The 25793-nt window shown below is 50.1% G+C and carries 24 protein-coding genes; 10 read left to right on the top strand and 14 right to left on the bottom strand.

From position 1 onward, the window contains the following. Window positions 1-71 precede the first annotated feature (71 nt). The 8 genes from acs to AB9H23_RS01895 form a co-directional block, all read right to left on the bottom strand. Window positions 72-1976, bottom strand: a complete 1905-nt coding sequence (gene acs, locus AB9H23_RS01860; RefSeq protein ID WP_370005201.1) for an acetate--CoA ligase — start codon at window positions 1974-1976, stop codon at window positions 72-74. Between the two features lie 136 nt (window positions 1977-2112). Beyond that, complete coding sequence (thsA, locus tag AB9H23_RS01865; RefSeq protein ID WP_370005203.1) at window positions 2113-3750, bottom strand: thermosome subunit alpha; 1638 nt, start codon at window positions 3748-3750, stop codon at window positions 2113-2115. A 139-nt stretch (window positions 3751-3889) separates the two neighbouring features. Then, window positions 3890-4303, bottom strand: coding sequence for a hypothetical protein (locus AB9H23_RS01870; protein ID WP_370005205.1), 414 nt, complete (start codon window positions 4301-4303; stop codon window positions 3890-3892). 3 nt (window positions 4304-4306) lie between these two features. Continuing rightward, window positions 4307-5527, bottom strand: coding sequence for an FprA family A-type flavoprotein (locus AB9H23_RS01875; protein ID WP_321211795.1), 1221 nt, complete (start codon window positions 5525-5527; stop codon window positions 4307-4309). 179 nt (window positions 5528-5706) lie between these two features. After that, window positions 5707-6519, bottom strand: coding sequence for a 4Fe-4S binding protein (locus AB9H23_RS01880; protein WP_370005207.1), 813 nt, complete (start codon window positions 6517-6519; stop codon window positions 5707-5709). A 147-nt stretch (window positions 6520-6666) separates the two neighbouring features. Next, a complete protein-coding gene (locus AB9H23_RS01885; protein WP_048175109.1) occupies window positions 6667-7197 on the bottom strand; it encodes a RimK/LysX family protein in 531 nt (176 codons plus the stop codon). A gap of 15 nt (window positions 7198-7212) precedes the next feature. Beyond that, entirely contained in the window at window positions 7213-8601 is a 1389-nt protein-coding gene (locus AB9H23_RS01890) for a cyclic 2,3-diphosphoglycerate synthase (protein WP_321211797.1), read from the bottom strand. A 143-nt stretch (window positions 8602-8744) separates the two neighbouring features. Continuing rightward, window positions 8745-9053, bottom strand: coding sequence for a UPF0058 family protein (locus AB9H23_RS01895; protein ID WP_147670984.1), 309 nt, complete (start codon window positions 9051-9053; stop codon window positions 8745-8747). 318 nt (window positions 9054-9371) lie between these two features. Between AB9H23_RS01895 and hisD the strand changes: the two genes are divergently transcribed. From hisD to hemL, 4 genes are all read left to right on the top strand, one after another. Continuing rightward, on the top strand, window positions 9372-10646 hold the full coding sequence (gene hisD / locus AB9H23_RS01900) for a histidinol dehydrogenase (RefSeq protein ID WP_370005210.1): 1275 nt from the start codon (window positions 9372-9374) through the stop codon (window positions 10644-10646). Between the two features lie 100 nt (window positions 10647-10746). Continuing rightward, complete coding sequence (gene aspS, locus AB9H23_RS01905; RefSeq protein WP_370005903.1) at window positions 10747-12006, top strand: aspartate--tRNA(Asn) ligase; 1260 nt, start codon at window positions 10747-10749, stop codon at window positions 12004-12006. Between the two features lie 12 nt (window positions 12007-12018). Then, a complete protein-coding gene (locus tag AB9H23_RS01910) occupies window positions 12019-12696 on the top strand; it encodes a cobalt-precorrin-8 methylmutase (RefSeq protein WP_370005905.1) in 678 nt (225 codons plus the stop codon). Window positions 12697-12706: 10 nt separating this feature from the next. Then, window positions 12707-13969, top strand: a complete 1263-nt coding sequence (hemL, locus tag AB9H23_RS01915) for a glutamate-1-semialdehyde 2,1-aminomutase (RefSeq protein WP_048175129.1) — start codon at window positions 12707-12709, stop codon at window positions 13967-13969. Between the two features lie 62 nt (window positions 13970-14031). Here the strand turns inward: hemL and AB9H23_RS01920 are convergent, their stop codons facing one another. After that, window positions 14032-14625 carry a hypothetical protein gene (locus tag AB9H23_RS01920; RefSeq protein ID WP_048175131.1) on the bottom strand — a complete coding sequence of 198 codons (594 nt, stop codon included), beginning with the start codon at window positions 14623-14625 and terminating at the stop codon, window positions 14032-14034. Window positions 14626-14744: 119 nt separating this feature from the next. Next, entirely contained in the window at window positions 14745-15455 is a 711-nt protein-coding gene (locus AB9H23_RS01925) for a DUF4012 domain-containing protein (protein ID WP_048175134.1), read from the bottom strand. A 224-nt stretch (window positions 15456-15679) separates the two neighbouring features. Here AB9H23_RS01925 and mtxX point away from each other — a divergent pair, with 224 nt between their 5' ends. The 3 genes from mtxX to AB9H23_RS01940 all read left to right on the top strand — a co-directional run bounded on the left by mtxX (window position 15680) and on the right by AB9H23_RS01940 (window position 18103). After that, window positions 15680-16375, top strand: a complete 696-nt coding sequence (gene mtxX, locus AB9H23_RS01930) for a methanogenesis marker protein Mmp4/MtxX (protein ID WP_048175136.1) — start codon at window positions 15680-15682, stop codon at window positions 16373-16375. Between the two features lie 48 nt (window positions 16376-16423). After that, window positions 16424-17191: a polyprenyl diphosphate synthase gene (gene uppS, locus AB9H23_RS01935; RefSeq protein WP_048175139.1), complete on the top strand. Its 768-nt coding sequence runs from the start codon at window positions 16424-16426 to the stop codon at window positions 17189-17191. Between the two features lie 159 nt (window positions 17192-17350). Next, the gene (locus tag AB9H23_RS01940) at window positions 17351-18103 is read left to right on the top strand and encodes a TatD family hydrolase (protein WP_370005907.1); all 753 of its coding nucleotides are present in this window, start codon (window positions 17351-17353) and stop codon (window positions 18101-18103) included. A gap of 12 nt (window positions 18104-18115) precedes the next feature. Here AB9H23_RS01940 and AB9H23_RS01945 read toward each other — a convergent pair whose 3' ends face one another. After that, the gene (locus tag AB9H23_RS01945; RefSeq protein ID WP_370005214.1) at window positions 18116-18484 is read right to left on the bottom strand and encodes a carboxymuconolactone decarboxylase family protein; all 369 of its coding nucleotides are present in this window, start codon (window positions 18482-18484) and stop codon (window positions 18116-18118) included. Between the two features lie 92 nt (window positions 18485-18576). Between AB9H23_RS01945 and AB9H23_RS01950 the strand changes: the two genes are divergently transcribed. The 3 genes from AB9H23_RS01950 (at window position 18577) to AB9H23_RS01960 (ending at window position 23999) form a co-directional block, all read left to right on the top strand. Beyond that, on the top strand, window positions 18577-19227 hold the full coding sequence (locus AB9H23_RS01950; RefSeq protein WP_048175146.1) for a 2,5-diamino-6-(ribosylamino)-4(3H)-pyrimidinone 5'-phosphate reductase: 651 nt from the start codon (window positions 18577-18579) through the stop codon (window positions 19225-19227). An 11-nt stretch (window positions 19228-19238) separates the two neighbouring features. After that, entirely contained in the window at window positions 19239-19775 is a 537-nt protein-coding gene (locus tag AB9H23_RS01955) for a DUF483 domain-containing protein (protein ID WP_370005216.1), read from the top strand. 303 nt (window positions 19776-20078) lie between these two features. Further along, a complete protein-coding gene (locus AB9H23_RS01960) occupies window positions 20079-23999 on the top strand; it encodes a cobaltochelatase subunit CobN (protein ID WP_370005218.1) in 3921 nt (1306 codons plus the stop codon). Between the two features lie 194 nt (window positions 24000-24193). On the opposite strand, the gene AB9H23_RS01965 is transcribed toward AB9H23_RS01960, so the two are convergent. The 3 genes from AB9H23_RS01965 to AB9H23_RS01975 are packed head-to-tail and all read right to left on the bottom strand — an operon-like array spanning window position 24194 to window position 25763. Continuing rightward, entirely contained in the window at window positions 24194-24793 is a 600-nt protein-coding gene (locus AB9H23_RS01965; protein ID WP_370005220.1) for a DedA family protein, read from the bottom strand. Between the two features lie 47 nt (window positions 24794-24840). Next, window positions 24841-25446 (bottom strand): hypothetical protein, encoded by a 606-nt coding sequence (locus tag AB9H23_RS01970; RefSeq protein ID WP_370005221.1) that lies wholly within the window; start codon window positions 25444-25446, stop codon window positions 24841-24843. Between the two features lie 14 nt (window positions 25447-25460). Next, on the bottom strand, window positions 25461-25763 hold the full coding sequence (locus tag AB9H23_RS01975; protein ID WP_370005223.1) for a hypothetical protein: 303 nt from the start codon (window positions 25761-25763) through the stop codon (window positions 25461-25463). Between the last annotated feature and the right edge of the window lie 30 nt (window positions 25764-25793).

Below are 25793 nucleotides of genomic sequence, written 5' to 3' on the forward strand. Positions count from 1 at the left end.
TCCTTCTATTCTTCAAGGGTTGAGGTATCACCTCATCCTCCACGATCTCGAAGTCCTCCGCCTCTGTCATTCTATTCTTCAAGGGTTGAGGTATCACCGAGGTCCTTTCCTTCCTCCCTGGCCCTCAGTATTCTCCTCATTATTTTTCCTGACCTTGTTTTTGGGAGCTTATCAACCTGCACCATTTCCCCGATAACAGCCACGGGTCCCAGTTCATGGCGCAGGTGCCTTTTGAGTTCCTCGATGAGGGCTGCGTTTAACTTATGGCCCTTCTTGAGTATGAGGAATGCCTTTATGACCTCCCCCTTGATGGGGTCAGCCTTACCGATGACCGCTGCCTCGGCAACTGCAGGGTGGGCCACGAAGACGGATTCAACCTCCGCTGTACCTATCCTGTGCCCGGCTATGTTGAGGACGTCATCTGATCTTCCCTGTATCCAGAAGTAGCCGTCCTCGTCCTTCCTCGCCATGTCACCTGCGGTGTAGACTCCACCGGGGATCTGTTTCCAGTATACGTTGAGGTACCTCTCCTCGTCGTTGAAGAGTGTCCTGAACATTGCAGGCCATGGTTTCTTTATTACAAGGAATCCACCCTTACCAAGTGGCACAGGGTTGCCCTTCTCGTCAACCACATCCGCCTCGATGCCAGGGAGGGGTTTGGTGACGGATCCCGGTTTAAGGGGGGTTACAGGAAGTGGCGCTATGAGGTGCATTCCCGTTTCTGTCTGCCACCAGGTATCGATTATCGGGCACCGTTCCCTTCCAATGTGTCTGTAGTACCACATCCATGCCTCGGGGTTTATTGGCTCACCAACGGTTCCAAGGATTTTGAGGGAGTCCAGGTTGTAGCGTTTCGGGTGTTTTTCACCGAACCTCATGAGGTGCCTTATTGCTGTGGGGGCTGTGTAGAACTTTGTGACACCGTATTTTTCGACTATGCTCCACCAGACCCCGGGGTCCGGGTAGTCCGGGGCCCCCTCATAGAGCAGTGTCGTTGTTCCAAGAAGGAGGGGTCCGTATACAACGTAACTGTGCCCGGTTATCCACCCTATGTCTGCTGTGCACCACCAGAGGTCTCCGTTATGGATGTCAAAGGTCATCTCAAGGGTTGATGCGACCCCCACCATGTATCCACCTGTCGTGTGCAGCACACCCTTTGGTTTCCCGGTACTTCCTGAGGTGTAGAGTATAAAGAGGGGATCCTCTGCATCCATCACCTCTGCCTCGCACCGGTCCTCCTCGCCCTCTATTAGCCTGTCAAAAAGCATTTCGCGTCCGCTTATATCTGACATCTCTATGTCTATGTCTGTGTGTTTCACAACAACGGTTGTCTCTATTGTGGGGCACTGGAGTATGGCCTCGTCAACGATTGGTTTGAGTTCTATCACCCCACCCCTTCTGTAGGTTCCGTCTGCTGTTATTATGACCTTGGCCTTTGCATCGTTGAGGCGTTCCACAAGTGCTCCGACGCTCAGACCCGAATAGATGACGCTGTGCACGGCCCCTATCTTTGCACAGGCCAGCATTGAGATAACGAGTTCCGGGCACATGGGTAGGTACATTGCAACGGCGTCGCCCTTTTTGATTCCAAGGCTTTTCAGGGCATTGGCTGTTCTGTTGACCTCTCTGTGCAGTTCATAGTAGGTCAGTTTCTTTTCCTCTCCCCTCTCGTTCACGTAGAGAATGGCGACCTGGTTTCTCTTGTCTGTGTCCAGCCATCTGTCCACGGCGTTGTGGGTCATGTTGATCTTGCCGTTCACGAACCACTTGTAGAATGGCTTGTTGCTCTCGTCAAGTACCTTGTCCCATTTCCTGAACCATTCGAATCTTTTCGCCTTTTCGGCCCAGTATTTCTCATGGTCCTTTCCCTTTTCCAGCTCGGCCTCCCAGTTTTTTATATGGGCCTCCTCCACAATGGTGTAGTGTGGTTTGAAGACCCTTGTTTCCTCCAGGAGAACTGAGGTATCCTTTGACATTTTTCATACCGCCATTTTTTCTTGGGTGATAGTAGTAAGTTTTTCTGGACTTATATATTTTACTATTATTAATCATGATAAATAATAGTAATTTAATAATTTTTATTAAATGCATTGAAAAAAAATTTATTGGGTGTTACATCATTGGGGGCATTCCGCCCATTCCACCCATTCCACCCATTCCTTCCATATCCTCTTCGTCCTTTGATGAAACATCAAAGCCCTTAGCTGCTATCATGTCGTCTATGCGGAGGATCATCTCAGCCGCCTCTGCAGCGGACTGGATGGCCTGTTTCTTGACCCTCTGGGGTTCAAGAACACCCTCCTCCTTCATGTCAACGACTTCACCATCGAAAACGTCAAGTCCCATGTAGGGTGACTCCTCGTGGGCAGCCCTGAGGTCCACCAGGACGTCGATGCTGTCGAGTCCAGCGTTCTCTGCAAGGGTCTTTGGAACGATCTCAAGGGCGTCTGCAAAGGCTGAGACCGCAAGCTGCTCCCTGCCACTTATGGTGTCAGCGTATTCCCTGAGTTTCCTTGCTATTTCCACCTCAGGTGCTCCTCCTCCTGCGACAACCTCGCCGTCCTCAATGGTTGAGGCCACAACGCCTATGGCGTCCTCAAGTGCACGTTCCATCTCCTCTGCAACATGCTTTGTGCTTCCCCTGAGGATTATGGAGATGGCCTTCGGGTCCTTACAGTTCTCGACGAATGTCAGCACATCATCAAAGATCTTCTTCTCGTATACAACCCCGGCCTCTCCCAGGTCGTCCTCTGTGAGGTCATCAATGTTCGTAACAAGCCTTGCGCCTGTGGCCTTCTCGATGCGTTTAATGTCGGATTTCTTGACCCTCTTGAGTGCAAGTATGCCCTCACGTGAGAGGTAGTGGAGTGCAAGGTCATCGATGCCCTTCTGGCAGAAGACAACGTTTGCACCGGAGCTCTTTATCTTATCCACCATGTCCCTGATCATCTGCTCTTCCTGTTCAATGAAGGCCTGCATCTGTGATGGGTCTGTCAGCCTTATCTTTGCGTCGGTTTCAAGGTCCTTGACCTCTATCGGGTACTTTAGGAGTGCTATTCTGGCATTTTCGACCCTCTTTGGCATTGAGGTGTCTGCCCTTGCCTTGTCTATTACTATACCGTTCACTATTCTTGACTCGTTAACTGATGCTCCCTGTATCCTCTGTATGTTGATGTTGTCCCTGTCGATTTCACCATCCTCTTCCACCTGCATGACCGCATCCACAACGAGTTCAGCCAGTTTTTCCTTGGCCCTTTCTGAACCCTTACCGGTCATGGCAGTCACCGCAACCTTCATGAGGGTGTCCCTGTCACTTGCCTTGATGGATATGTCTTCGAGTATCTCCTGGGCCCTGAGGGCCGCCTGTCTGTAACCCACAGCTATTATTGTTGGGTGAACACCCATTTCAATGAGTTTCTCGGCTTCTTTGAGGAGTTCCCCTGCTATTATGACGGCTGTTGTTGTACCGTCGCCGACCTCGTCTTCCTGGGTCTTTGCCACCTCAACAAGCATCTTTGCGGCAGGGTGGGATATGTCCATCTCCCTGAGGATTGTAACCCCATCATTGGTGATCACAATGTCTCCAAGTGAGTCAACAAGCATCTTGTCCATTCCCTTGGGACCGAGAGTTGTCCTCACTGTCTCTGCGAGAACCTTACCTGCAAGTATGTTGATTCTCTGAGCTTCCTTTCCAACGTAACGGCTTGTGCCCTGTGGTAATATTAATATGGGCTGCTGTCCCTGTGCCATTAAATCACCTCTTAAATAAGTATGCAATTATCGATGGGTTTAAGGTTCTATAAATAATTTGTGCAGGATTAAAGTTACAGCCCATATTTCAGGTTGCTGTGAACTGAAAGAAGAAAAATTGAATGGTTCCAGTTTCCTGCTACTGGTTGGGGAAGATCCTGGGAAGGAAGGTCTGGCAGAAGTCAGGTGTCAGCTTTGAGGTTTCATGTTCTATCTTTTCAACAATCTCCTCCTCAAGTTCAGGTGTCTTTGATGCCTCAACAGCAAAGCCCTCAGCGTCAATCCAGACCCTCAGTGACTCCTCACCCATCGTCATCTCAAATTCAACCGTTTTACCCCTCTCAATATCACCGAGTATATCATCCATGATCTCATCTGAGAGCTTGAGGAGTTTCCTGCCCTCGGGTTCATAGGTGTTCTTTGATGTTCTGATCCTTTTGATCCTTACAGGGGCGCATCCCTCCTCCCTTATGGTCTTTCGAACCGTCCAGAAGAGGCTCACAACGATTTTTTTCTCAGGGTCATGGCTTCCCTTAAATTTAACGGACTTCATCAGTTACATCTCCTTTATCCTCTTGCCGATTGATTTTCCGATGCTGTAGCAGCGTGCCAGGTCATCATCATCCGGTACGTAGCTGACCTCAAGGGTCTCTGCAACCTCAAACCCTGCGGCGCTGATTTCGTCTTTGAGTGTCCTCACTGCACCTCCACCCCATCCCTTTGATCCGAATACAACTGCCAGCCTCCTGAATCCGGTTCTATCGAATGTGAGCCCCTTGAGGTAGTACATTATGTCCCCGAGACTCGGGAATGGCCCGTTGAACATTGTGGGGCTTCCAATGAATACAGCCTTACTTTCAAGGATGTTCTTTACGATTTCACTCCTTTCATCCTCGTGGAGGAAGTGCATTGAAACATCCACGTCTGCGGCCATGAGCCCCTCTGCGAGTGCATGTGCAAGTATTCTGGTTGAGTAGTGCATGGTATCATAGATTATCGTGGCCTTATCCCTGCACTCCCCTGTTGCCCATGCCGTGTATGCCTCTATGATCTTCATGGGGTCTGTCCAGATCTGCCCGTGGGATGGTGCGATCATCCTGATCTTCTCGAGAAGCCCAAGGTCCTTTACTTCACTGAACTTCCTGAGCACAAGGGGTGATAGTGGTGTTAGCAGATTGGCATAGAACTTCATGGCCGCGTCCATCAGCACGGCTTCAGGAACGTCGGTGTCGAACCTTCTGCTGATGCAGAGGTGCTGGCCAAAGGCGTCATTTGAGAATAGGATCCCATCCTCACCAAGGAGGGTGAACATGCTGTCTGGCCAGTGGAGCATGGGGGCCTCAAGGAATGTTAGGGTCTTTCCCCCGAGGTCAATGGAGTCCCCTGTTTTAACGGTTTTAAATACGGCTTCATCGGGGATGGGATAGTGTTCCCTTAGTCCCTCAGAGGCCTTTTCTGTGCAGATTATTTCTGGTCTGTGGCGCTTCCATACCTCCAGGATTGAACCGCTGTGGTCCCTCTCTATGTGGTTCTGGATTATGAGGTCTATACTTTCATCCCTTCCCTCCCTTTCAAAGGCGTCACTTATCCTTCCAAACATCTGGGGGGATGTTCCAGGGTATGTGTTGTCAATAAGGGCGACCTTATCGTCTCCAAAGACGAGGTACACGTTGTATGTTGTGCCTCCAAGGGTGTAGCCATGGTAGTTCCGTATATCCCAGTCCATGACACCAACCCAGTAGACACCATCTGCAATCTTTACTGCATCAGCCTTCATCTTATACACCATGTACCAGTTATGTTCGCCATTATTATTAAAATATGGCATTTTTTATGGCTGGCATTTGTGGTGCTGTTTGTGTGGTTTGTGAATGTAGAATGGGTGGCATTTTTGTGGTGCTACTGGTGCTGGATCAAAATGGAATGCTGAAGTCTGTAAGCCAGATCTTTTATGGCCTACCCCTGAGTTTTCCCTGCTCTCTTAAACGCTGATCTTATATTTTCATAGTCCTTCCTGTAGAATGGGCAGCTCTCTATGCAGTGGGTGCATCCATCACTGCAGCCGGTGCATCTATCATCAAGTAGCAGAACCGTGGATCCGCAGCACGTCTCAACCTCCACCAGGGCGTCCTGTGGACAGGCCCTTATGCACCTGCCACATCTCCTGCAGTAGGAGGTTATCCATTCATGGTCACCGGAACCATATGGAAGGTCTGATATTCCTGTGAGGACCGCGGATATCTTCTGGGCCGGGCCTTTCCCGGGACTTATAAGAAGACCGTTCCTGCCCTTAAAACCGATACCTGCATTCTGTCCAAGGAGGGGGAGGTCTATAAGGCCGCTCATGGGGTGAATGGCCATAGCGCCATATCCGTTAATCCTGAGGAAATCAGCCACCCTGAAGGTTAAATCTGCCAGCTTCTCGTATAACCTGTCATTTATCTCCCTCGCCTCTCTACCGGGGGGAGTCAGCAAGGCATCGTCGTCCATGTCCACTGTGAGGACCACGGCATTCCGGTAGGGAGGGTCACCGGCAAGGATAACATCGGGTGTCAGCCTGGCGTAGCCAATATTATTGATGCCAAGTGAACGTGCATATTCTTCAAGGCGACCTATGAATTCATCGCCTGCCTTTTCTGATGGATCTTCCGGCTCCGGAACCCTGCATTCATCAGGATACTCCAGAAACCCGCAGCTGCAGCTGCATTCACATTTTTCACCATTGACTGCGGCTGTATCTTCACAGCAGCCAGAGTTTTTGTTCTTCACTGTTCATCACCATCCATAACCATATTCTTATATTTACATATATGAATATGTTGGTGTGTGGGTTCAGGGCATTTCTATCGAAAATTTCAGTCGTTTTCTATTTCATTATTTGAATTCTGGGGGTTTTTCTGGTACTTTCCTGAAATTTCAGTCGTCCTCTATTTCATATTCGAATTCCCAGAATGGGGTTCCCCGGGACTCCCTGCCCTCAAGGTGCTCCATCTCATGTGAAACACCATAGGCCCCTGAACCTGTGAATTTAAGGGGCTTCCTGAGCCTCTTAAGTTTAATCTTAAAATCAAGGGGATCAAGCACAGCCCTGAGGATGTAATCACCATCCACCACGACCCGGTAGGGTCTCTTTACAAGTTCCCTCTCATTTTTTGAGCCGCACTTCTCGAGCCGGTAAACGGTACCCTCCTCCCTCACCACCCTGGGATTCAGGAAGAGGTAAACTATCTCAAGGGTCCGCCCTGTCATCTCATCCTCATCAAAGCGGGTGACCTTCTCCTTCACAGCCATGAAACGCCCGGAGTTCTTCCTGAGGCTCCAGTCACCACCATACCTGATGGAAAAAAGGAGGGGTATGAATGCATCAGGGGGTATCTGAAGCTCCTCTATAACCCTCTTTTCACTGAGGGTGAACCTCAAGAGTTTCCTGATCTCGGAGTCATCCAATATACCACCTGCTCCCTATGGGGTTCTTCTGAGGTTGAAGTCAGCTATGGCGCTCTCCACCACCCTGATTATGGCGTCATCAAGTTCATCCTGGGAACCGTCCCGCGCAATGGGTATGTTGTCGCAGTAGATGACCTCAAGCCCCGCCTCAAGGGCGTCCTTCGTTGCAACATCAACCGCAGCCGCCTTGAGTTCTGTAAGCATCACATCAGCGTCATCTATGTACCTCTCAATGTCCCGCTGGAGTAGCGGCCTGTTTGAAAGGTGTGGGGTTGTCCCGACGACCCGGCAGCGGTACTCAGACTCAAGGTATTCAACCAGGATATCCTTCACAGAGTCGGGGGCGGTGGTTGCAAATAGGACATTCTTTCCGCTGATATCCCCCAGTGGCTTTGGCCTGAAGACTGTGGTCACAACCTCTGCCTCTGGGTTCACGGATTCTATGAACTCAACGATCTCCTTAACCTTCTCATCATCTGCCATGGGCTCCTCGCACATTGTGAGTATCACAAGATCCGCCAGCCTTATCCTGAAGGGCCCGAAGAAGTTCTTTATATTTATGATGGGCTGGTTTGCGCCAACAAGGACTATGTGTCTGTTGGACTTCACTGGAGGTATTGCAGCCCCGCTCCCCTCGAGGATTATGAAGTCGGCGTCCAGGCTGTTGGCTGTCTCAGCACCCCTCTTCATGTTGGTTATGAACACATCCCCCACCATACCGCCACCGCAGCGCCTGCAGCCAACCGTGAGTATCCGGCTCATGAGGGCGTCCTCCCAGTGGTCAGAGGCTGCATGAACCCCCCTGTCTGACTGCTCCATCAGGAACTCTGGGGTTATTTCTATCCTGTCACCCCTGACGATTTCAGGCTCCTCAGGGCCCCCCCGACCCATCGCCACAACACAGGGGTTGTATTTACGTTCATGGATCAGGCGGGCAGCATAGGCGGATACAGCGGTTTTACCTATCCTCTTACCTGTCCCGAGAATCTTGAGGGACGGTTTTTTGAGTATATCATATTCTGTGAGGGGCTGGAACTCAAAGTCAGGGCCCCTGTAGACAGCACCCTCCTCAAGGACAACCGATGCTATCCTGAACCTCTTTGAGTAGTCCAGGACGGGTTCATCGCTGAGGTCCATAACCGTGTCTGCACCGTACTTTCTGATGAGCCTGGCTATGAGGTCATAGGGTATCCTGTGGGGATCATCACCGAAGTAGACGGGTCTTCCCATCATCTCGGTGTACTCCTCAGGTGATGATGTCCTGAGTTTTTCGGTTCCCCCGATGAAGATCAGTGCCCTGACATCAATGTGTTCCATTGAGTCAAGGGTCTCAACAGCTGCCCTTGTCACAGGGAGGTAGTGCTCTCCATCAACAAGACAGATCATGCTTTCTGTGGCCTTCATAAAAAACACCGTTTATGATATAAGTTGAAGGGAATATTAAAATAGTTGGTTTAGATGGATTAAACGAATATTTTATAGTTGGTTTCTGGCTGGCACCATATCTAAATTAGAAAAATTTAGATTTTGGAGAATGGATTGATGGTCTATTTTGCCTCCAGTTTGGCTTCCATCTTCACGACTTCCTTCCTTGACCGCTTTGCAAGTTCTGAGAGGCCATTTACAACATTTGGTGGGAGGTTGTGCCCTTCCTTTTTTGCAAGGATCTCGGAGATGGCGCTTGAGAGTACAAAAATAGCGTATTTATGTTCGGCCTTTGTGCGGTGGATGTGGTGGGGGCTGATGTTGAGGGAGAAGTACTCTTCGCATTCATCCTTTATATCGTATCCATTCTCGAGGTACTTCAGAACATATACCAGAAATTGGTGCAGTTGTATCATTTCGTCCTTATACATGGTTACCAGCCTCAGTCTCCTTATAAGTGTGTATTAAATTTATTATTTAAAAATTTTGGTGGAGGGACAGCCCCTTTATCAAAATTAAAGATATAATATGAATTAATGTAAAAATTACAGCAGATCGGCGGATATCCCTGAATATCTTCTCTCATCTTCCCATAGTTAAGTTAAAACTGATAAATAAAGTTTTATATTACTGAAACTTTTTAAATTATTAATCATGTGCGGGCGTGGCTTATCGTCTGCAAATTCTTAAAAGTGATGGATCCATAAAACTAACCATTCACCTTAACTTTTCCATGGAGGATCATCCTCATGAGGATAATAGAATTTGATCATGAAAGAGTCGATGAGCTTGTTGAGAGAGCAAGGATTGATGTTGATGAGGTCCTGGGGCCGGTGGCAGATATCATCTCAATGGTGAGAGAGGGTGGTGATGTGGCCCTCAGGGAACTCACAGAGAAATTTGATGGCGTCTCACCTGAAAGCCTCACTGTCAGTCAGGAGGAAATAGAGGCGGCCCATGAAAACCTGAACCCACAGGTCAGGAAAGCGCTCACTGAAGCTGCAGCAAACATTGAGGAGTTCCACAGGCTCCAGCTGCCCTCTGAGTGGATGGCCGAGATCCGGCCTGGGGTCAGCGCAGGGCAGATAGTGCGGCCCCTTGACAGTGTGGGTTGCTACATACCCGGTGGAAGGGCCGTTTACCCCTCAACAATACTCATGACCGTCATACCGGCCAGGATAGCAGGGGTTGAAAGGATAGTGTGCTGCACACCCCCGGCATCCGATGGCTCGGTTCCCGACGCTGTCCTTGTGGCGGCCGACATTGCAGGTGCACATGAGATATACCGTGTGGGGGGCGCCCAGGCGGTGGCTGCAATGGCCTACGGTACAGAGACGATCGGGGCGGTGGATAAGATTGTGGGACCCGGGAACATATTTGTTACCGCAGCAAAGAAACTGGTATACGGTGAAGTGGACATAGACTTTCCGGCAGGCCCATCAGAGGTACTCATAATTGCAGATGAATCTGCAGACCCTGAGTACATTGCCCTCGAGATACTGGCACAGGCAGAGCACGACCCCCAGGCTGCAAGTGTCCTTGTGACAGACTCAGAGAATCTTGCAGCCAGGGTGGATGGGAAGGTACGTGAAAATATTAAATACATGGAAAGGGCCAATATCATAGAGGAGTCCCTTGAAAGATACGGAATGATAGTTTTAACTGAGGATATTGACGGGGCCGTGGACTTCAGCAACACCTACGCCCCTGAGCACCTTGTTATAATGACGGATTCTCCTGAAAAAACACTCAAGGGTATCCGTAACGCAGGATCCATATTTCTGGGTGACCTCTCACCTGTGGCGGCAGGGGATTACGGTTCAGGGACCAACCACGTGCTGCCAACGTCTGGCTGCGCCCGGATGTACTCGGGCCTATCAACGGAGTCATTCCTCAAGAAACCAACGGTGCAGATGATAACCAGGGAGGGGCTCCGGAACATCCAGGACACAGTCCTGCGTCTTGCTGAATACGAGGGCCTCTATGCCCATGCCGAGTCATTCCGCAGGAGACTTGAGAGGTGACCTGAATTTACTCTGATAATTCACTTAGCGACAAGAGGTGATCTGATTGTTACTTGGAGATCTTAGAAGGACTCACTACTCAAAGGACATAAAACCTGAAATGGATGGAGAGGAAGTCACTGTCATGGGATGGGTCCCTGAGATAAGGGACCTTGGAGGAATAATATTCGTGCTCCTCAGGGACCGTGACGGGCTCATCCAGATAACAGCACCCAGCAAGAAGATTGAGAAGGACCTCTTCAAATCCATTAGAAAGCTCAAAAAGGAATCTGTTGTGGCATTCGGGGGAAGGGTGCAGGAATCAGATAAGGCCCCTGGCGGCTTTGAGATAATACCATCATTCCTGAGGGTTCTGAACCCATCAAAGCAGCCACTGCCACTTGACCCCACAGAGAAGGTGAAGGCCGAGATAGATACAAGGCTCGACGCCAGGTTCCTTGACCTCAGAAAACCATCAGTGAGTGCAATATTTAAAATAAAGAGCAGGATGCTGCACTCAGTCAGGGTATTCCTTGAAGAGAATGGTTTCCTTGAAATCAACACCCCCAAACTTGTTGCATCTGCAACAGAGGGGGGCACTGAACTCTTCCCCATAACCTACTTTGAAAGGGAGGCCTTCCTGGGACAGAGCCCACAGCTCTACAAGCAGATGATGATGTCAACGGGCCTTGACCGTGTCTATGAGATAGCACCCATATTCCGTGCAGAGGAGCACGACACCCTCAGGCACCTCAACGAGGTCATATCCATCGACATAGAGGCCTCCTTCGTTGACCACGAGGATGTCATGAAGATACTGGAAAGGCTGGTTGTGAGGGTCATAGAGGATGTTAACGAGCACTGCAGTGATGCCCTTGAAACCCTGGGCAGGACCCTTGAGGTGCCCGAAACTCCCTTCGAGAGGCTGGAATACGATGAGGCAGTTGAACTGGTAAACTCCAGGGGAGTCCCAATGAAACACGGCGAGGACCTTCCAAGGGCGGCTGAGAAGGCCCTTGGTGAGGTCATGGACGGCTACTACTTCATAACCTCATGGCCAACCGCAATAAAGCCATTCTATGTGATGCCAGATGAAAACGATCCTGAAAGAAGCTATGCATTCGACCTCATGTACAGGGACCTTGAGATATCCTCAGGTGCCATGAGGGTCCACCAGCATGACCTCCTGGTTGAGAAGATAAGGAGGCAGGGATTGAACCCGGACTCCTTCGAGAGCTACCTTGCAGCCTTTGAGTACGGAATGCCACCCCACGCAGGCTGGGGTCTCGGGGCTGAAAGGTTCAACATGACCATCACCGGTGTGAATAACATAAGGGAGACCGTGCTCTTCCCGAGGGACAGGAGGAGACTCACACCTTAGGTGATAGCATTGATGGGTGCATCCACAGGCCAGGGCTATGAGATAGCCAGAAAGAGCAGGGAAATAGTCAGAAAACTGATATCTGAGGATCTGGCCTCTCTCAGGGATGAGGAGGCGGCCATAGTTGAGCGTATAGTTCATTCAACCGCTGACCCCGAGTATGCCAGGTTGACAGAGTTCAGCCAGGACTTTGTGGATGCAGCCCTTGATTCACTCAGGACCTCAGGCGAGATACTCACCGACATTGAGATGGTCCGTGCAGGGATATCCAGACCTGCCAGCTGCCACATAAGGGACCCTGAGGTCAGGGAGATTGCAAAAAAGAGGGATATCACCAGGGCAGCAGCATCAATGGAGTACGCTGCAGAGAGGGGCTTCAGGGGGATTGTGGTTATAGGTAATGCCCCAACAGCCCTCATGAAGGTGATTGAACTTACAGCTGAAGGCATAATGGATGCAGAGGCGGTTATAGGGGTTCCGGTGGGGTTTGTGGGGGCTGCAGAATCTAAGGAGGCCCTAAGGAAAACCGACATACCCCACATGATAACCAGGGGCCCCAAGGGGGGCACACCTGTCGCGGTGGCAGCTGCAAATGCTCTTATAGCATTATCAGGGGAGTGGAGGTTTAGAGGTTCTCCTGAGGATAAGTTTGAAGGGTCCTTAGCATCATCGAGGATTAGAAATGTTTAGAGGTTCCATCATGAAGTCTAAAGAACTGTTTGAAAGGGCACAGAGGGTTCTTCCAGGTGGCGTGAGCTCACCTGTGAGGAGGTTCGATCCATACCCCTTCTTTGCGGCGGGGGGTAAGGGGTGCATACTGGAGAGTGTTGATGGTAAGAGCTACATTGACTACTGTCTGGCATATGGACCCCTGATACTGGGACACGCACACCCCAGGGTGGTTGAGGCGGTTGAGAGGCAGATAGAGAGGGGCACAACCTATGGTGTACCATCTGAGGGGGAAATAGAACTTGCGGAGACAATAATAGACAGGGTACCCTGTGCCGAGATGGTAAGGTTCATGAACTCAGGCACGGAGGCCACCATGGCCGCTGTGAGGCTTGCAAGGGCATATACAGGGAGAGACAAGATTGTCAAATTTGAGGGATCCTACCATGGGGCCCACGATTACGTCCTTGTAAAACCAGGTTCTGGTGCCGCTGCTGCACCCGATTCACCGGGTATACCTGAGGATACCGTGAAAAATACTCTAACCACGGTCTTCAATGACGAGGAGGCGATGGTTGAGCTCATTGATGGGATGGGGGATGAGATAGCATGCATCCTTGTTGAACCTGTGATGGGTAACATCGGGTGCATAGAACCTGAAAACGGCTACCTGAACTTCCTCAGAGATGTAACGAGGGAGAACGACATCCTACTCATCTTTGATGAGGTCATAACAGGATTCAGGCTGGCAGCAGGTGGCGCCCAGGAGTACTACCGTGTAAAGCCGGACCTCGTGACACTTGGAAAAATAGTCGGGGGGGGCTTTCCCATGGGGGCACTGGCAGGTCCAAGGCAGATAATGGAGAACATTGCACCGGCTGGTAGCGTATACCAGGCAGGCACATTCAATGGAAACCCGGTATCTGTAACTGCAGGTCTTGAAACCCTTAAAATACTTGATGATAAAGTGTATTCCAGTCTTGAGAGGATGGGGTCCCATCTGAGGGCAGGTTTGAGGGATCTCCTCTCTGACATGGACCTTGAGTATCAGGTTGCAGGGCCGGCTTCAATGTTCCAGATATATTTCACTGAGGATGAGGTCAGAAACTACGCCGATGCTAAGAAATCAGACACTGAGCTCTTCATGAAGTACTTCCAGGGACTGCTGGAGAGGGGTGTCTTCATACCCCCATCACAGTTTGAGTGCTGTTTCATATCCGCTGCACACGAAATGGATCATATAAACAGTACACTTGAGACTGCAGAGGATGTGCTCAGCCATTTAAAAAATTAATAATTTCTTTATTTTACGGGCCTTATCTTAACAGTTGGCCGCACTTTACTTGATATTAATTTTTATGTGAATTTTACGGCTATAAAGAAGTATAGGAAGCATATAACCACAAAGATGAGGAGAACCGTGACGGCGGTCCTTAAAAATCTGCTGTTAAGCGTCTTTCCCTCACGTTCAGCAAGGAACTCCCTCTGCTCACGTACCTGTGATATGAAACTCTCTGCCTCCCCTCTGCCACCGGTTATTAGATTGCTGTCTATTATCTCCTCATCAAGGAGTTCGTCCACAATCTTTTTCTGTTCCTTCACATCGTCGATTATTCTCTTCTCGGCCACGAATTCCATGAGGGACCATTTGCCGCTTTTTATCTCCTTAAGTGTTCTCTCCTCATTGTCTATGCTCCTTGAGAGGTTTTCAAGGAGGACTCTTTTCCGGTCACCTTTTCCTGGAATTTCAGGTTCTGGTTCATCTGGTTCCTCATAGAACTCTTCTGGTTCTTCATAGAACTCTTCGAGTGTGCTGTAGTATCCCAGTGAGCCCCCACATTCACAGGAATCAAAATCAGAGGGGTCCTCACCATCTTCCAGCTGGTAGTAGCCCCCGCATTGTGTACATATAAGGTAGCCCCTGGTTTTTCCCATGTTTTCATCGGACAAGGAGATCCCCCAGACATAATATATTACATTATAGTAGTTAAGTTTTGTGTTGAATCATTTATCTTTTCATGCACTGAGGTATCCTGTGATGTTTTTTCAAAAAAATAAATAGTTTTTTATCAGCTGGTCACCCTTTCAAGTCCTGTGGATATGAGGAACTGTATGAAGGCACCTTCGGGTACAACAACGATGTTTCCCTGCTGATACTGCTGTATCCCCGCGTTTACCATGGCCATGTACTTTGAACGGTCCTTTGTGGCATTGAATATTGCCCTCATGAGTGACTGAACCGCAACGCCCCTTGCGGATCCCTGCTGCTGTTCCTCCCTGAGGAATGTTATGCTGTTTCCTGAGACATAACCCTGACCCTCCACATATACAGGACCTATTGCCTGTAGGATGCCGTCCACTGCCTGGGGTGTCACTATCACGACGATATCTGTTTTCACACCGGTATTGTATTCCACTATCTCCTGCGCAAGTCTGGCACCCTTCTCTGTATCGTTTTCCCAGAGGGCGTCATGCAGGAGCCACCTGTTTACTCCCTGCGCCCTCAGTGAAGCCGGGGGTTCTGCTGTTGGATGGGCCATGTTGTGTGGGTAGACAGCCGTTACATTGGTTATGTTACCCTCGTTCATGGTTATTATGAAGGCCATGTCAACGGCCCCTATACCAGGCCTTGGTTCACTGGGGTCTGCGCATAGAAGCAGCACATGTTTTTCTCCCACAAAAACGTTCTGTGAGTTTGTGATGTAGTTTTCATAAGTTACAACTGAAAGACCCAGTATAACTATGAAGAGACCGAGGATTATCTTATTTTTTGTATCCATATTCTTACCTTCCTTTAGCTGATCTGGGGTTCTGGATCACGTAAGAAGTTAACATTGAAAAGCACTGCTCCACATGATTTACGTTAACCTAAATTTTGCCACAATTTATATATATACTTTGGTGTTTATGTATCATGCAGAACTGAATATTTAATACTTCTCAACACATATATTAATGTTGCTGTGGGCCAAGAAACATTCTTAAAAAAGGAGGATGTCACCCCATGAGGATAGTGGCAGGGGCCGGTGAGAACAGGAACATCGAAAGGGCTGCTTCGTCAGTGGAATTTGATGTTGAACTGGTTTACTCCGAGGACGAATTCATAGAAAGGTTAAGAATGGGAAAGGACGCCTATGTGAGGGGTTCCCTCCCATCAGCAAGTATAATGGCGGAACTCAAGAATCATGGGCCCCTGATGAGGGCTTCATGGATAGAGACGGGAAAGGGGAGTTTTTTCCTTGCACCCGTCGGGATAGATGAGGGTGAAACAGTTACCGAAAGGCTCAGAATAGCCACTGCCGCAGGGGACTTCCTCATAAAAACAGGAACCGAGCCATTCATCGGTATAATATCAGGGGGACGGCCAGGTGACCTTGGAAGGTCCCCTGCAGTGGACAGTTCAATCCGTGATGGTGAACTTCTGGCATCAATGGTAAAGGATAAATATGAAGTGAGGCACTACCATATACTGATAGAGGAGGCCGTAAGGGATGGGTGCAACGTCATCATAGCACCCGATGGGATAACAGGTAACCTCATATTCAGATCACTGGTTCTCGTTGGCACGGCCAGAAGCCACGGAGCTGTGGCCCTTGGATTTAATGGGATTTTTGTTGACACATCTAGGTCACAGACTACTGCGGGTTACCGCAGAGCACTTAGATTCGCCCACTGGCTTGCCACCAGTTGGAGAGATTAGATCATCAATTTATAGAATAATTAAAAACTCCAGTCAGGTAGATGGGAAATGTCACCTTTAAAACCTCTTTACAAACTGTATGAGTGGTACATATCGCGCAACCTCAAAAGGGAGAGAATGCCAAGGCACGTTGCCATTATAATGGATGGTAACAGGAGATACTCACGACTCCAGGGCAGCGTCGACCCCATAGAGGGTCACAAGAAGGGTATTGAGACACTGGAAAAGGTCCTGGACTGGTGCGTTGACCTTGGAATAGAGATAGTAACAGCCTATGCATTCTCAACTGAAAACTTTAAAAGGCCAGAAAACGAGGTTAATGGCCTGATGAAGCTCTTCAAGGAGAACTTTGAGGCCATAGCAAGCAATAAGAAGATCCATAAAAACCGTGTCAGGGTCAAGGCAGTCGGAAAACTTGAACTGCTCCCTGAAGATGTTAGAAAGGCTATAGAGGTCGCTGAGAGGTCAACTGAGGGATACTCTGATCGACTTGTGAACATTGCCATAGGATATGATGGCAGACAGGAGATAGTGGACGCCGCAAGGAAAATCGCCGAGGACGTCAGGGCCGGCCGCATTGACCCTGAGGACATAGACGAGGACATGATAAACAGGAACCTCTACACCGCTGGACTGGAGGACCCCCACCTCATAATAAGGACCAGTGGTGAGGAGCGCCTCAGCGGTTTTCTCCTCTGGCAGTCATCCTATTCAGAACTGTACTTCTGCGACAGCCTATGGCCGGAACTTCGAAAGGTCGACTTCTTAAGGGCCATAAGGTCATACCAGCAGAGGGAGAGGAGATTCGGTACCTAGATAGGCTTCAGGCGACTTTTAAGGCTATAAGGTCATACCAGCAGAGGGAGAGGAGATTCGGTACCTAGATACATTTCAGGCGACTTTTAAGGCTATAAGGTCCTAACATGGATATATGGACCTGATACCCATCAAGCTATCAATGGAGGGATCAATATAATAGATGTTCACTGTCACCTGGACTTCAAGGACTTCAACAGGAACCGTGAAGAGGTTATTGAGAGGGCAAAGGGGAAACTCAGGGCAATTATAGATTCGGGTGTTGGACTCGGGGGCAACAGGAGGGCCCTTGCCCTTGCCTCAGATTATCCAGGATTCATATACCCCACCATGGGTTTCCATCCCGCCGACGCATCAAAGGCAAGGCCTGAACTCATAGAGGAGGTCGCGGGGCAGATAGAATCACACATTGACAGGATCGTGGCCATAGGTGAGACAGGCATGGACTTCCACCACACCCGGGATGCTGAGGGAAGGAGAAGACAGGAGGAGGCCTTCAGAATCTTCGCCAAACTTGCAGAGGAACATGAGATGCCCCTGGTTGTCCATGCAAGGGACGCCGAGGAGAGGGCCCTTGAGATCGTACTCGAGCACAGCATACCAGAGGTGGTCTTTCACTGCTACGGTGGCAGCCTATCAACTGCAGAGAGGATAATGGACGCCGGATACCACATATCAATATCCACACTTGTGACCTTCTCGGATCACCACATGAAACTTGTGGAGGACATCCCGCTGGAGAGCATGCTTACAGAGACCGACAGTCCATACCTCTCCCCTTTCAGGGGAAAACGCAACGAGCCAGCATTTGTGGCTGAAGCGGTTAAGAAAATAGCAGAGATCAAGGAAACCGATGTTGAGGATGTTGACAGGGTGACAACATCCACTGCAGAAAGAATTTTTGGCCTCTGAGGCCATCTGAATTTATTCATCCATCTCCCTGAAAACCTCAGCTGCCACAGTAACACCATTTATGGCTGCAGGGAACCCTGCATAAACCGCCATCTGGATGAGGACCTCAATTATCTCCTCCCTGCTGCAGCCGGCATTGAGGGCACCCTTCACATGGCCTTTCAACTGTTTTTCAGCCCCAAGGACCGTGAGGGCAGCCACGGTGACAAGTTCCCTTGTTTTAAGATCCAGCGCATCCCTGGAGTAGATGTCACCGTATGCAAATTCAACCACGAACCTTGAAAGATCAGGGGCAACATCCTCAAGTTCATCACGCAGCTTCCTGTAGGAGTCCCTGTGTATCCTCTCAAGTATCTCCATTCCAGCAGTGTATCTGTCCATATTTCAACCTCCCGATCTGGAAACCCCACATGGTTTCCACACTAATTTAATAGTATGGTGGCTATAAACCTATAGACTGGAGGAGAAGGTTCATGAGACCATACGTTATACTCAACGCAGCAATGACACTGGACGGTAAGATTGCGACAAAGACAGGTAGCTCTGAGATATCCGGTGAGGAGGATCTCAGGAGGGTCCATGAGCTTCGAAGGGAATGTGACGCCATAATGGTAGGGATAAACACGGTACTTGCAGATGATCCCCGACTCACCGTCCACAGGGTTGATGCAGAGGAAGGGGATAACCCTGTGAGGGTGGTGGTTGACAGCAGGGCAAGGACACCCCTGGATTTCAGGGTCCTCAACGATGAGGCCCCCACGGTAATAGGCGTCTCGGAGAGTGCCCCGATATCCAGGGTTAATGAACTCAGAAAAAGGGCTGAAGTTGTGGTTGCAGGAAAAGACAGGGTGGACCTCCGCCTGCTCCTAGAAAGACTCCATGAGATGGGTGTCAGGAGGCTGATGCTCGAGGGGGGCTCAACCCTCAACTACTCCATGTTAACGGAGGGCCTTGTTGATGAGGTCCGGGTGTGCATAGCCCCCATGATCGCCGGTGGCAGGGAGGCAAGGACACTGGTTGATGGTGAGGGCATAGACGATATGTCTGATGCCATAAAACTTGAACTTGAGAGGTTCTACACCCTGGGGGAGGACCTCATAGTTGAGTACACCGTAAAGAGGTAGATGTGGTTTTCATGCTGGAGAGGATCTATGAGAGAATACTGAGGATAAGGGAAGATGGATGCAGGGACTGCCTGAAGGTTGTCTGCCGTATGGATGACTTTCAGTTCAACCAGCTCATGTCGAGACTCCAGATGCAGATTGAGATAACCTCCAGGTATAATCCGCCTGTGAGGCCCGCCCTGGATCCCATGATATCCACGGAACTTGGTGTGTACAGGGGTGATGATGAGAACATAGGGAGACTCCTTGGCTACCCTGAGTGCTGCATACAGAGCTTCTCTGAGAACACCAGGTATGCGATTGATGAGGATCACCTTGCAGAGGTGGATAAACTTGAGGTTCCCCCGGATAAATGCGCCCTTGTGCTCCCATCAGGTTTCATACCATGCAGCCTCAGATGCAGGGAGGCATGGGAGAGGAATCTCATAGCCTTTGCAGACAGGGAGGAGTTTAAGAGGATACTTGAACTTGAGGATGAACTCCGCATGAAGCTCCCGCACTTTCACCTGGCATATGATGAGTATTTTGAGAAGATAATCCTTGATTGAATCTTTTTTGATTTTTTAGGTTGGATGGGTATTTTGAGAAGATAGTCCTTGGATGAGTCTTTTTTGATTTTTTTGGGTCGGATGGGTATTTATGAGAAGATAATCTCGGATGAATCCTTTATTGGAGTGCCAGACAGGAAATCATCTTTCATTTAAAAAATGAATTGAGTATTACTTTTAACACCCGCCTTTTTTAAATCATTCATACTTAAAATCTTTTAATTAAGATTTAAATAGAATTTCATCAAATCTCTTTACGATATTGAATCAGTAAATTATTAAAATCGTAAAGGAGGTGAAAAAATGAAGAAGTTTCTACTGATAGCACTTATTCTGCTCATTGTTTCAGTTCCATCAGTAGCAGCGGCAGACAACGACACCAACACAACAGAGTCAAAGATGCTGAAGGATACAAACATGGTGGTGCTCATCACAGGATGCGTGGTGGGAACCGTCGACCCCATAATGAATGACGCCTACCGCAATGACCTCCTTCCCAGCGGATACAACTTCACCCTGAAGATATACACCATGGACACCTTCAACCTCAACTCAACGGCATCCAGCCAGTTCAAAAATGACGTGAAGAATGCGGATATATTCTTCCTCTTCACAAGACCCGGCTACCCTGTGACCGGGATGAGCTATGGGACAGAATTCGATGCAGCAGTCGACTTCCAGGCCCTCGCAGCCAGCATGAAACCCGGGGCACGAATATTCGTCCTGGGCCCTGTAAAACCCAACGTCACAGGTGTTAATGTGACCAACCTCCCAGCCTATGGTCCGGTCGCAGCACCTGCACTCTCACGGGAGAACATAAAGAGGACGCTCCTGGAGGTCCTGAGGCTCAGCGGGGCCGTGAATCTCACTGCAAACGACACAAAACTGGTACCTGGAATGCAGGACTTCCTCTACCATCCACTGGCACCACGTGTTTACACAGACAGGGAATCCTACACAGAATGGTACATGAACACCACCCTCTACAGGCCCGGGGCCCCATGGGTGGGGGTTGCCATACTGAACCGATACTACCTATCGGGTAACATGGACGTCTATGAGACCCTCATACAGAAACTCGAGGTAGAGGGACTCAACGTGATGCCCTACTTCTACTGTTCAGACCCCATAGGGGCCTCAAGGCGCTTCTTCATGGTCAACAACAGTTCAGTGATTGACGCCCTCGTTGCCTGTGTACAGTTCGGTTACTGGCCAGACAACCAGACCATAACCTTCTTCACTGACCTCAACGTGCCTGTTCAGGGTCCACTCCCGGTGTTCCTGCAGACCTCCCTGGATGATTACATAAACAGCAGCAGACAGCAGGGCCTCAGGGGTCTGGAGTACTACTGGCTCGCCATGTTTGAGATGCAGGGGCGAATAGAACCCATACTTATAGGTGGTAACAGGGTATCGGACCCGGACCCGGTAACCGGGGTCACACTCAAGGAATACGTGGCCTATGAGCCAGGGGTAAACCAGCTGGTGGAGCGAACACTTGCCTGGGTGAATCTCAGGAAGAAGGTGAACAGTGACAAGAGGGTGGCCATAGTCTACTTTGACAGCACCCATGATGAGGGGATGCCGGCAACCAATGGCCTCAACCTCTACGGCAGTCTGAGCAACATACTACTTGCAATGAGGGCAGCAGGTTACACCACAGGAAACGGAAATCTGACCCCCGAGTACATCTATGAACTCATAAACAGGGCTGGAAGAAACCCCAGGAACATGACACAGTCAGAACTCCGGAAACTGGTTGAGGCTGGATGCATCACAGTACCTGTTTCAGATTACCTCAGGTGGTATTCAAAGCTCCCGGTAACCCTCAGGCGCCAGGTTGAGGCAATGTGGGGTCAGGCTCCAGGTAACATCATGGTCTACAACGGCAGCATTGTGATCCCCGGCTTCATGCTCGGCAACATGTTTATGGGTCCGCAGCCGGTCTGGAAGTGGAACGGCACACTCAACAACGGCACGCTACCACCTACACACCAGTTCATAGCCTTCTACCTCTGGCTTCAGAATGGATTCAGGGCCGACGCAGTGGTACACATAGGACAGCACGGCACACTGGAATTGCTTCCGGGCCATGTGAATGCCATGACAGAGGATGACTGGCCAAACACCCTCATAGGATCCATCCCCAACATACACCTCCTCAAGATGGAGGACCCCCTTGAGGCTGTTATAAACCCGGCCAAGAGGAGGGCATACGCCGTTACCATCTCATACCTCATACCACCGGTTATGAGGACGGAACTCTACGGCGTATACCAGGAACTTGCAGACCTTCTGGGATCCTACAGCACTGCAGAGGCATCAGGGGATAGGGACAGGATGAACGTCCTGGAATCCCTCATAAGGGATGGTGTGAAGAGGGCGGGCCTTGACGTGAGGCTCAACGTGAGTAACTCAACCCCCTTCAGTGTCCTCAGACTGAGACTTGAGGATTACCTACATGAGCTCACAGAGATCCTCATGCCCTATGGGCTCCACACCTTCGGGGAGCTCCCTGACAGTGAAACCCTTGAGAGGTTCCTGGATGCAATCATATCCTTTGACCCTGCAAACAGGACGGCAAGGAGGGATGAGATAAGAAATCTGCTCATCATGAGTGCCAGCAACGAGATGGCCTCACTCCTCAGGGCCCTCAATGGGGAATTCATACAGCCAGCTCCAGCGAGAAGCCCCATAATCAACCTTGCAGCGCTTCCAACAGGCCGGAACATGTACACCTTTGACCCATCATCCATCCCTGACCCTGCCGCTGTGGTGATGGGATCAAGGGCTGCAGAGGAGATGCTTAAACGCCACAGGGAGGCAAACGGCGGAAGGTACCCTGAAACCGTTGCCGTGGATATAGGTGACATTATATCAACCGGCGGCCAGAGCATCGCAGCCATATTCTACTTCCTGGGTGTTAAACCGGTCTATGAGAGCGGAGCACTCATCGGGACAGAGATCATCCCACTCAGTGAACTTGGAAGGCCAAGGATCGACGTTGTGATAAGCGACTTCCACAACTTCCGCGGGGCAATCCCCGGGGCAATGGACGTCCTGGACAACACAATTAAGAGGATAGCGAACCTCAACGAGTCAGCTGAGATGAACTATGTGCGAAAACACTACATTACCCTCAGATCAGGCATCTACAGTGAACTGGTGGCCTCAGGGATGAACAGTTCAGCGGCCGATGCAATGGCGGACAGGCTTGCAAGGACCAGGATCTTTGGGTTGCCACCGGGTGCAGACCCCCATGGTGCGGGTGTCGACAGGATACTCTGGTCACGGGATGACTGGACAGCCGAACAGCTTGCAGAGACCTACCTCAGCTACTACTCGTATGCCTATGGAAGGGACCTCAACGGCCTCCAGAGCCCGAAACTCCTGGAGTCGCTCCTTCGTACAGTTGACGCCAGCATGGTGATAATGCCCTACAGGGCACCCGGCGAGGGAACCTGCCTCTACAGGGTCTCGGTCACCGTGAACTTCATGGTGAACTACCTCACAGGGAGGAACATAAACAGCTACATTGCAAAAACAGCCTACGGAACACCCATCATAAGGACCCTCCAGGAGTCAGCCTACGATGACCTTGCAGTGACGCTCCTCAACCCCACATGGATCCAGGGCAAGCTGCGTGAGGGACCATCCGGCAGCGCATCAATAGCACTGCAGGTGAGGGATCTCTTCATGAGTGATGCCCTCGTGGACGTGGCATCAGCCGATGTCTGGAGGAGGATTGCCGACACATTCCTCTTTGACAGCGCTGTGAGGTCACAGCTTGATGCATCAGCCATCCAGATGATAGCACGCTATGTGAGGCAGGCCCATACCAGGGGACTTGTATCCCTCTCAGGGGCTGAACTTGCAGCAATATCCGAGATGCTGGGTGAGGGTACCTCCACAGACACAGACCAGGGAGACAACCAGGGTTCAGATCATGGAACCACCACAGGATCCCATGGAACAACTGGAAGGGGAGGAAGATCTCCAGGAACCCATGCAGGGGTTCCGGCACAGTCCTCCGCCTCAGAGTCAGGCGCATCATCCCCCGGGGTTGCAGGAGCATCAGAACAGAAACCTGGAAGTGCCTATGAGATCTCAACCCCACAGGCAGAGGAAAAATCAGGCAGCACACAGCTCTACGCTGTTCTTGGCATACTTGGAATCTTCTGCCTTCTCGGAGTTGGCTACTACTTCGGACCCCTCAGAAAATAATTTCATCCCCCTTTATTTTTTTAACGTGTGGCGATCATTGAGTTTTCTGTATAACTCTCTTAAAAGCTGGCTTTTTCATTTACGTCATTGAATTCCACAGATTTCTCAATAGGCCTAATACCTTTCCATGGATCCAGGACTTCCAGAATTAAGATTATAACAGGAATTCCCTATTCCCATCAGGTCCTTAGACTTCATCTTATCTTTCTGTAAATGTAGAGGAGGATCAGGGGGATGGCGATGAGTATGGCGTAATCCAGTGCATGGAACACTGGCTCTAGGGAGGTCCAGCGAGGACCGAGAAGATAACCGGAATATGCAAGGATGAGGCACCATGGCAGGGAGCCGGCGAATGTGTAGATAACGAATTTCTTCAGATCCATCCGGGCTATACCTGCAGGGAGGGATATGAAGGTCCTGATAACCGGCAGCATCCTCGAGATGAGGACGGCCTCGTGCCCGTACCTTTCAAACCATTCATCGGCCATCCTGAGTTTACTATCTGTTATCATGATGTAGGGGCCATACCTCTCGAGTAAGGGACGCCCTCCCTTGAAACCCATAATATAGGCGAGAAGAGAACCCAGAAGGTTACCCAGCGCACCCGCAATTACAACGCCAGTGAGGGTCAGATTCTGCTGCCATGCTATGTATCCGCTGAAGGGCATTATAACCTCACTTGGAACTGGAATACAGGCACTTTCAAGGGCCATGAGAAAAACTATACCGGGATACCCGCTTTCCTCTATGAATCTGACCACAGAGTCTGTAAGGGTCATGGTTATATCAAGCATGCTGACCCTTTCTCTCATTGACTATATAATTTTTGGGGCTTGTTATTCTATGAAAACCTACGGAATAACTGTGGCCTGAAACCCAGCCCCAGCAGGATTTCCTTGTCCTCATCCTTTAATTCGTGCTCTGAAGTTGGGGGGACAGGTTTTCCGTCCCTTGCAAGTATCACTCCACCCTTCCGCTGGGCCCCCATCAATTTACCTGCATTCCCGTTCACTATGAGGTAACCGTCCCTCATATCTATGCCGGAGAAGTCATCACAGTCACCATCTATGATAACCGTGCCACCACTGAGGAGCGCCCCTGTATTTTTACCGGCGTTACCATTCACCCGGACCGTCCCGCGCCTCATGAGTATCCCGGTTGATAGGTCCACGTCCCCCTTGTGGATCACCTCGGCGTCAACATCAAGCCTGGCGCAGAGGGTATCCCTGACGTGACCATCATCTATGACCATCCTGCCGGGGGTGAATGTAAAATTAACGGGTTTTTCACCCCTGAGGCCCGATTTGAGGATGTCAGTTACTGATAGGAACTTCTTATACCCCCTCCTATCAGATTTAACCTCAACCACGTTCCCCACAGGGTCCTTAACCTTCCCCTTAACGTAAATTGTACCTGAGACCATGCTGATACCCATACGGGTGTCCACGTCCCCCTCAACGGTCAGGACACCTGTATCCAGGGCGCCGCCGGTCCCCCGAAGTATGCAAGGTCCGCCCCCATGCTTGATGCGAGCCTGTGGCCGGCATCCCCCCTCACAACCACCTCACCTCCACCCTTGAGGTGTTCAACAACATCCCTGAAGGTGCAGGATGTACCCGGGATCCTGTCCTCAGGGTCAAGCTTCTCACCCCTGTGCTGCCAGTGGAAGTTGTAGGTGAAATCTGCGATGCAGTCCACCGGCCCATCGGGTTCAAGTTCAATAACTTCCCTTTCATCCCTCCTCCTTCCAAAGAGTCCGAACATGAGAGCACCTCCACATATTTATTACTCCAA

This window comes from Methanothermobacter sp. KEPCO 2, from assembly GCF_041228365.1.
GTDB classification, from domain to species: domain Archaea; phylum Methanobacteriota; class Methanobacteria; order Methanobacteriales; family Methanothermobacteraceae; genus Methanothermobacter; species Methanothermobacter marburgensis.

What these genes read in the sequence shown, in the direction of transcription:
- AB9H23_RS01955 (WP_370005216.1), top strand. Translation starts at nt 19,239, where the DNA reads ATGCTGGAGAGGATCTATGAGAGAATACTGAGGATAAGGGAAGATGGA.
- AB9H23_RS01910 (WP_370005905.1), top strand. Translation starts at nt 12,019, where the DNA reads ATGGGTGCATCCACAGGCCAGGGCTATGAGATAGCCAGAAAGAGCAGG.
- hisD (WP_370005210.1), top strand. Translation starts at nt 9,372, where the DNA reads ATGAGGATAATAGAATTTGATCATGAAAGAGTCGATGAGCTTGTTGAG.
- AB9H23_RS01960 (WP_370005218.1), top strand. Translation starts at nt 20,079, where the DNA reads ATGAAGAAGTTTCTACTGATAGCACTTATTCTGCTCATTGTTTCAGTT.
- aspS (WP_370005903.1), top strand. Translation starts at nt 10,747, where the DNA reads ATGGATGGAGAGGAAGTCACTGTCATGGGATGGGTCCCTGAGATAAGG.
- AB9H23_RS01945 (WP_370005214.1), bottom strand. Translation starts at nt 18,484, where the DNA reads ATGGACAGATACACTGCTGGAATGGAGATACTTGAGAGGATACACAGG.
- AB9H23_RS01925 (WP_048175134.1), bottom strand. Translation starts at nt 15,455, where the DNA reads ATGGATACAAAAAATAAGATAATCCTCGGTCTCTTCATAGTTATACTG.
- AB9H23_RS01895 (WP_147670984.1), bottom strand. Translation starts at nt 9,053, where the DNA reads ATGTATAAGGACGAAATGATACAACTGCACCAATTTCTGGTATATGTT.
- mtxX (WP_048175136.1), top strand. Translation starts at nt 15,680, where the DNA reads ATGAGGATAGTGGCAGGGGCCGGTGAGAACAGGAACATCGAAAGGGCT.
- AB9H23_RS01875 (WP_321211795.1), bottom strand. Translation starts at nt 5,527, where the DNA reads ATGAAGGCTGATGCAGTAAAGATTGCAGATGGTGTCTACTGGGTTGGT.
- AB9H23_RS01870 (WP_370005205.1), bottom strand. Translation starts at nt 4,303, where the DNA reads ATGAAGTCCGTTAAATTTAAGGGAAGCCATGACCCTGAGAAAAAAATC.
- thsA (WP_370005203.1), bottom strand. Translation starts at nt 3,750, where the DNA reads ATGGCACAGGGACAGCAGCCCATATTAATATTACCACAGGGCACAAGC.
- AB9H23_RS01950 (WP_048175146.1), top strand. Translation starts at nt 18,577, where the DNA reads ATGAGACCATACGTTATACTCAACGCAGCAATGACACTGGACGGTAAG.
- uppS (WP_048175139.1), top strand. Translation starts at nt 16,424, where the DNA reads ATGTCACCTTTAAAACCTCTTTACAAACTGTATGAGTGGTACATATCG.
- hemL (WP_048175129.1), top strand. Translation starts at nt 12,707, where the DNA reads ATGAAGTCTAAAGAACTGTTTGAAAGGGCACAGAGGGTTCTTCCAGGT.
- AB9H23_RS01975 (WP_370005223.1), bottom strand. Translation starts at nt 25,763, where the DNA reads ATGTTCGGACTCTTTGGAAGGAGGAGGGATGAAAGGGAAGTTATTGAA.
- AB9H23_RS01890 (WP_321211797.1), bottom strand. Translation starts at nt 8,601, where the DNA reads ATGAAGGCCACAGAAAGCATGATCTGTCTTGTTGATGGAGAGCACTAC.
- acs (WP_370005201.1), bottom strand. Translation starts at nt 1,976, where the DNA reads ATGTCAAAGGATACCTCAGTTCTCCTGGAGGAAACAAGGGTCTTCAAA.
- AB9H23_RS01965 (WP_370005220.1), bottom strand. Translation starts at nt 24,793, where the DNA reads ATGCTTGATATAACCATGACCCTTACAGACTCTGTGGTCAGATTCATA.